Source organism: Streptomyces sp. NPDC002133 (assembly GCF_040296405.1).
Classification (GTDB): Bacteria; Actinomycetota; Actinomycetes; order Streptomycetales; family Streptomycetaceae; genus Streptomyces.
In genome coordinates this window covers 1-1,746 of sequence record NZ_JBEOXF010000140.1, presented here as the reverse complement: position 1 = coordinate 1,746, position 1,746 = coordinate 1, and the positions used below count along the sequence as shown (strand labels likewise).

The 1,746-nt window shown below is 69.2% G+C and carries 1 protein-coding gene and 1 pseudogene; both read left to right on the top strand.

Translation table 11 applies throughout. The annotated features are described in order from the left end of the window. Positions 1-294 (top strand): annotated as a pseudogene (locus ABT078_RS42455) (hypothetical protein); the annotation flags it as partial. A 103-nt stretch (positions 295-397) separates the two neighbouring features. Continuing rightward, positions 398-1,746, top strand: a 1,349-nt coding sequence (locus ABT078_RS42450; protein WP_502981580.1) for an IS1380 family transposase, incomplete at its 3' end; no start/stop codon positions are given.

Genomic DNA, 1,746 nt, shown 5'->3' with positions numbered 1-1,746 from the left:
TTCGACACCTCGTGGGTCTGCGAATATCACAGCGACCTGGCCTGCCGCGATTGGCTCCAGGACGCCTTGCCGTTCCTCACTCCGGCGATGCGGATGCTGTGCCAGAGGCGAATAGAAGAGTGGGATGCCCGCTACCGGGCCGCGACGGGTCCGGCCAAAGAGCTGAATACGCCGGTGAGTCGACGGCCCGCGCGAGACCGGTGGTGGCATGACCGCTACCCACTGCTGATCGATCACGACGACGACACCCCGCTGCCACCGTCTTGGTCACCGACGCCTACGCGTATCGCCTGAGCGCTTGTCCGCCACCTGGTCAGCTCAACAGAAAGCGCCTCTGACCTGGGACGATAGGACTTCTCTAGGATCCATGTCGTCGCAGGAAAGAAGCGCTCTCCAGGTGAAGAAGGGTAGCTGGTCGTTCCCCTCTGTCCACGTTCAGGGCAACGGCCGGGGCGTGGTCTCGCAGGGCGGCGCGGTGCTGATGGTGGAGACGGCCCGGCGGATCGGTCTGGACACGGCGCTGTCAGCAGGGCTTGCACCGTGGCGCAAGCCCAGGGCAGTGCACGATCCAGGCAAGATCCTGCTCGACCTCGCTCTGGCGACCGCATTGGGCGGTGACTGCCTGGCGGATGTGGCGATGCTTCGGGCCGAGCCGGAGATGTTCGGGCCGGTAGCTTCCGACCCGACCGTCTCTCGCCTCATCGACTCCCTGGCAGCGGCGGGTCCACGAGCCCTGGCGGCCATACGGCGGGCCCGGGCCGAGGTCCGCGAGCGGGTGTGGAGGCTGGCCGGGCACCACGCCCCGGACACCGACGGCGAGGTGATCGTTGACATCGACGGGGCGCTCGTTCTTGCGCACTCCGAAAAGGAGGACGCGGCCGCGACCTGGAAGAAGACCTTCGGGCACCATCCGCTGTTCGCGTTCGTTGATCACGGGGCTGCCGGGACCGGGGAGCCGGTGGCCGGCCTGTTGCGTCCGGGAAACGCCGGCAGCAACACCGCAGCCGACCACATCACGGCCGCACGACTCGCGCTCGCCCAGCTGCCGGCGAAGTACCGGCGCGGGCGACGGACCCTGATCCGTACCGACTCCGCCGGCGGCACTCACGAGTTCGTGAACTGGCTTGCTGCACGCGGCCGCTGGCTGTCGTACTCGGTCGGTATGACCATCACCGAGGCGATTCACCAAGCCGTGCTCCTGGTGCCGGCCTCGGCCTGGGCCCCGGCCGTCGAGCGCGGCGGCGACGTCCGCGATGGCGCCTGGGTCGCCGAACTCGCCGGCGATGTCCTCCAGGGCTGGCCGAAGGGCATGCGGCTGATCGTGCGGAAGGAACGGCCGCACTCGGGCGCGCAGTTGCGCTTCAGTGACGCCGACGGGATGCGGCTGACGTGCTTCGCCACGAACACCAAGCACAGGCCGATCGCCGAGCTGGAGCTGCGGCACCGGCAGCGGGCCCGGGCCGAGGACCGCATCCGCGCGGCCCGCGACACCGGCCTGCGCAATCTCCCGCTGCACCGCGCTGCACAGAACCAGATCTGGCTGGAGATCGTTCAGATCGCGCTCGACCTGCTGGCCTGGATGCCGATGCTCGCCTTGACCGGCGAGGCCCGCCGCTGGGAACCCAAGCGCCTGCGGCTACGACTGTTCTCCGCCGCGGCCCAGCTCGCCACGACCGGCCGCCGCCGCTACCTCCGCCTCGCCCGGCACTGGCCCTGGACCAACCTGATCACCAATGCATTCGAGCG